Raw genomic sequence first — 5,359 nt, forward strand, 5'->3', positions numbered from 1 at the left:
CCCCTCAAAAGCGGGGCTGCGCCCCTGCTTCTGCCTTTGGGGGCGCGGGGAACTGCGCGAACGGCCCCCACCGGCCCGCAGTCGACCACGCACCCGGCACCACCCCTGGCACCACCCCCTGGCGCTCGGAGGGAATTCCCTCCGAGCGCTTCGTGTTGCGGGTGGCAAGAAGTTCTACGTTCAACTAAACTCCGAGCACAAGGAGGTACCGACATGCCTGCAGTGACCGTCGAGAACCCGCTGACCCTGCCCCGTGTGGCGGCATCGGCAGAGGCCGTCGCCCGTCCCGTGCTCACCGTGACCACCGCACCGAGTGGTTTCGAGGGTGAGGGCTTCCCGGTCCGACGCGCGTTCGCCGGGATCAACTACCGCCATCTGGACCCGTTCATCATGATGGACCAGATGGGTGAGGTGGAGTACGCGCCGGGAGAGCCGAAGGGCACCCCCTGGCACCCCCACCGCGGCTTCGAGACCGTGACCTACATCATCGACGGCGTCTTCGACCACCAGGACTCCAACGGTGGCGGCGGCACGATCACCAACGGCGACACCCAGTGGATGACGGCGGGCTCGGGCCTGCTGCACATCGAGGCGCCGCCGGAGTCGCTCGTCGTGTCGGGCGGCCTCTTCCACGGGCTCCAGCTGTGGGTGAACCTGCCGGCCAAGGACAAGATGATGGCGCCGCGCTACCAGGACATCCGCGGTGGCTCGGTCCAGCTGCTCAGCACCGCCGACGGCGGCGCGCTCCTGCGCGTCATCGCCGGTGAGCTGGACGGCCACGAGGGCCCCGGCATCACGCACACGCCGATCACCATGGTCCACGCGACCGTGGCGCCCGGCGCCGAGCTGACCCTCCCGTGGCGCGAGGACTTCAACGCCCTCGCGTACGTGATGGCCGGCCGCGGCAGTGTCGGAGCGGACCGCCGTCCGGTGCACACCGGCCAGACGACCGTCTTCGGCGAGGGTTCCTCCCTCACGATCCGCGCGGACGAGAAGCAGGACGCAAACACTCCGGACCTGGAGGTCGTCATCCTGGGCGGCCGGCCGATCCGGGAGCCGATGGCCCACTACGGCCCGTTCGTGATGAACACCCGTGACGAGCTCCAGCAGGCCTTCGAGGACTTCCAGAAGGGCCGCCTGGGCACGGTCCCGGCCGTGCACGGCATGTCGGAGGGCGGGCTCTAGGGCTCACCGAGTACGACGAGTGGGGCCCCCGTCCGAACGGACGGGGGCCCCCAGTCGTCATTCGGCCCCGGTTCCGGCCCCGCCCCCGTCCTCGTACAGCTCGAACCAGATGCTCTTGCCCTCGCCCCGCGGGTCGACGCCCCACGCGTCGGCGAGCAGTTCCGTGAGGACCAGGCCCCGGCCCGAGGACGCCAGTTCGCCCGGGTGGCGCCGGTGGGGGAGGTCGTCGCTGCCGTCCGTCACCTGGATGCGTATCCGGCGGGTGCCCGCCGCGCCCGTCATCTCGGCGACGAGCAGCGCGTCCGCGTCCGTGTGGACGAGTACGTTCGTGACCATCTCGGAGACCAGCAGGACCGCCGAGTCGACCTGGTCGACGGAGGGCCAGTCGTGCAGGAACTCCCGCAGCTGCTGCCGTGCCAGCGCGACCTTCTGGGGCTCGGCCTGCGCGATGGTCAGCATGGTGCGCCGTACGGTCGTCCGCACGGTCGGCGTGGCGTCCGGATCGCAGCCCTCCTCCCCCGCCCGGCACAGCAGCAGCACCGCGATGTCGTCCTCGCGGCGGTCCGCCAGCGGGCCCGTCATGTGATGCGAGGAGGGCCCGTGCACGGCCCTGACCAGCGCGTCGGCCAGCGCTTCCATGTCACCGTCGTGGCTCTCCAGGATCTTGCGGATCCTGAGCCAGCCGGTCTCCAGGTCATGGCCGCCGGTCTCGATCAGCCCGTCCGTGCAGATCAGCATGGTCTCGCCGGGCTCCAGCACGAGCCGCGTCGTCGGATAGTCGGCGTCCGGGTCGATGCCCAGCGGCAGCCCGCCCGCGGTGGGCCGGGTCAGCACGGTCCCGTCCGCCATCCGTATCGCCGGGTCCGGATGCCCGGCCCTGGCTATCTCCAGCACGCCGCTCTCCGGGTCCACCTCCACGTACAGGCAGGTCGCGAAGCGCAGGTCCGCGATCTCGTCGTCGGAGGTGATCCCGTACAGGAAGCGTGAGGCGCGGGAGAGGACCGCGTCCGGGCGGTGCCCCTCCGAGGCGTACGCCCGCAGCGCGATCCGCAGCTGGCCCATCAGTCCCGCCGCGCGTACGTCGTGGCCCTGGACGTCGCCGATGACCAGCGCGAACCGGCCGCCCCCGGGGCTGGTCCGCGAGGTGCCGCCGGGCAGCGGGATCATGTCGTACCAGTCGCCGCCCACCTGGAGCCCGCCGCCCGTGGGCACGTACCGGGCGGCGACGCTCATGCCGGGGATCTTCGGGCCCAGGGTGGGCAGCATCGAGCGCTGGAGGCCGTCGGTGAGCTCCCGCTCGGACTCGGCGACCCCGGCCCGCGAGAGGGCCTGTGCCAGCATCCGCGCCACCGTCGTCAGCACGGACCGCTCGTCGGGCGTGAAGGTGACCGGATACGTGAAGGCCGCCATCCACGCGCCCATCGTGCGCCCCGCCACCGTGAGCGGCAGAAACGCCCAGGACTCCCGGCCGAAGCCCTCGGCGAGCGGCCAGGCGGCCGGATAACGGCCCCGGTAGTCGTCCGGGGAGGAGAGATAGACCGCGCGACCGGTACGGACGACCTCCGCGGCCGGATAGTCCGTCTCCAGCGGCATGTGCGAGAAGGGCTCCTCGTCGCCCGGCTGCTGCCCGAAGTGGCCGATGACGGTGAGCCGGTCGGCCTCCGCGCCGAAGACCGCGAGCCCGTCCGGCGAGAAACCGGGCATCGACAGACCGGCCGCGACCCGCAGTACCTCCTCCGTGTTCCGGGCCTCGGCCAGCGCACGCCCCGCGTCCAGCAGGAACGCCTCGCGCGAGCGCCGCCAGTCACCGGTCACGGGCGAGCGCGCCGCGGCGCCCGGCGGCGGCTCGGTGACCTCCTGGAGGGTGCCGATCAGCTGGTACGCCCCGGTGTTCGGGTCGATCGACGGCTTGGAACGGCTGCGTACGGTACGCAGTACCCGGCCCTGGTCGTCCATGACCCGCAGGCGCAGCTCGGCGAGCGTCCCCTCGGCGGCGGCGAGCTGGACGACGCCGTTGACCTCGTTCCAGTCGACGGGGTGGAACCGGGCCCGTACGCCTGCCTCCGTCAGCACGGTCGGCTGCGCGAGCAGGCCGAGAAGCCGGGAGGCCTCGGCGTCGAGGGTCACCTTCCCGGCGGCGTCGTCCCACCTCCACAGGCCGGTGGCCAGGGTGACGAGGACATCCCCCACGGACGGAAGGGGATCACCTGTGCGCATTGACCCACTGTATGAACAGGTGAACGAAGGGTGCCACCGCGGCCCTGTGAACTATTGCGGACAGCGATCACGGGGCGGCCGGTACGCTTGCACGTGTTTCACGTGAAACATGTCCCCGACCGCGAAGACTGGATGAACGACGATGCATCGGTACAGGTCCCACACCTGCGGCGAGCTCCGCGCCTCTGACGTCGGCAGCGACGTCCGGCTGAGCGGCTGGCTGCACAATCGGCGCGACCTGGGCGGCATCCTCTTCATCGATCTGCGCGACCACTACGGCATCACGCAGCTCGTCGCCCGCCCCGGCACCCCCGCGTACGAGGCCCTCGACAAGGTCTCCAAGGAGTCCACGGTCCGGGTCGACGGCAAGGTCGTCTCGCGCGGCACGGAGAACGTGAACCCGGAGCTGCCGACCGGTGAGATCGAGGTCGAGGTGAGCGAGGTCGAGCTGCTCGGCGCCGCCGCCCCGCTGCCCTTCACGATCAACACCGAGGACGGGGTGAACGAGGAGCGGCGCCTGGAGTACCGCTTCCTCGACCTGCGCCGCGAGCGCATGCACCGCAACATCCTGCTGCGCACGTCGGTCATCTCCGCCATCCGGCACAAGATGACGACGCTCGGCTTCAACGAGATGGCGACCCCCATCCTCAGCGCCACCTCCCCCGAGGGCGCGCGCGACTTCGTGGTCCCGTCCCGGCTGAACCCCGGCCGCTTCTACGCCCTGCCGCAGGCCCCGCAGCAGTTCAAGCAGCTGCTGATGATCTCGGGCTTCGACCGGTACTTCCAGATCGCGCCCTGTTTCCGCGACGAGGACGCCCGCGCCGACCGCTCGCCGGGCGAGTTCTACCAGCTCGACGTGGAGATGTCCTTCGTCGAGCAGGAGGACGTCTTCCAGCCGATCGAGAAGCTCATGACCGAGCTGTTCGAGGAGTTCGGCAACGGCCGCAACGTCACCTCCCCCTTCCCGCGGATCCCGTTCCGCGAGTCGATGCTGAAGTACGGCTCCGACAAGCCGGACCTGCGGGCCCAGCTGGAGCTCGTCGACATCACCGACATCTTCGAGGGCTCGGAGTTCAAGGCCTTCGCGGGCAAGCACGTACGGGCCCTGCCGGTGCCGGACGTGGCCGCACAGTCCCGCAAGTTCTTCGACCAGCTCGGTGACTACGCGGTCTCGCAGGGCGCCAAGGGCCTCGCCTGGGTGCGGGTGGCCGAGGACGGCTCGCTGACGGGCCCGATCGCCAAGTTCCTGACCGAGGAGAACGTCGCCGAGCTGACGAAGCGCCTGTCGCTCGCGGCCGGCCACGCCGTGTTCTTCGGCGCGGGCGAGTTCGACGAGGTCTCCAAGATCATGGGCGCGGTACGCGTCGAGACCGCCAAGCGCGCCGGGCACTTCGAAGAGGGCGTCTTCCGCTTCTGCTGGATCGTCGACTTCCCGATGTACGAGAAGGACGAGGAGACCGGGAAGATCGACTTCTCGCACAACCCGTTCTCGATGCCGCAGGGCGGTCTGGAGGCCCTGGAGACCCAGGACCCGCTGGACATCCTGGGCTGGCAGTACGACATCGTCTGCAACGGCGTCGAGCTGTCCTCCGGCGCCATCCGGAACCACGAGCCGGAGATCATGCTCAAGGCCTTCGAGATCGCGGGCTACGACCGGGAGACCGTCGAGGAGCAGTTCGCGGGCATGCTGCGCGCGTTCCGCTTCGGCGCCCCGCCGCACGGCGGCATCGCGCCCGGCGTCGACCGCATCGTCATGCTCCTCGCCGACGAGCCGAACATCCGGGAGACCATCGCGTTCCCGCTGAACGGCAACGCGCAGGACCTGATGATGGGCGCGCCCACCGAGCTGGACGAGACACGGCTGCGTGAGCTGCACATCTCGGTGCGCAAGCCGGTGAACCCGGCGAAGTAGGCCGGTCCCTGGGACCAGGCCGACCGACCGCACGTCCCTGTGGGG

The 5,359-nt window shown here is 70.4% G+C and carries 3 protein-coding genes; 2 read left to right on the forward strand and 1 reads right to left on the reverse strand.

All coding sequences use genetic code 11. The features are described from left to right. Positions 1 to 213: 213 nt before the first annotated feature. Positions 214 to 1,185, forward strand: coding sequence for a pirin family protein (locus ACFWGJ_RS41445; RefSeq protein ID WP_107017922.1), 972 nt, complete (start codon positions 214 to 216; stop codon positions 1,183 to 1,185). Positions 1,186 to 1,242: 57 nt separating this feature from the next. Here ACFWGJ_RS41445 and ACFWGJ_RS41450 read toward each other — a convergent pair whose 3' ends face one another. Then, on the reverse strand, positions 1,243 to 3,402 hold the full coding sequence (locus ACFWGJ_RS41450) for a SpoIIE family protein phosphatase (RefSeq protein WP_387334130.1): 2,160 nt from the start codon (positions 3,400 to 3,402) through the stop codon (positions 1,243 to 1,245). Between the two features lie 142 nt (positions 3,403 to 3,544). Here ACFWGJ_RS41450 and aspS point away from each other — a divergent pair, with 142 nt between their 5' ends. Next, positions 3,545 to 5,314: an aspartate--tRNA ligase gene (gene aspS / locus ACFWGJ_RS41455; RefSeq protein WP_387334131.1), complete on the forward strand. Its 1,770-nt coding sequence runs from the start codon at positions 3,545 to 3,547 to the stop codon at positions 5,312 to 5,314. Positions 5,315 to 5,359 lie beyond the last annotated feature (45 nt).

The organism is Streptomyces sp. NPDC060205, from assembly GCF_042728395.1.
Lineage (GTDB): Bacteria > Actinomycetota > Actinomycetes > Streptomycetales > Streptomycetaceae > Streptomyces.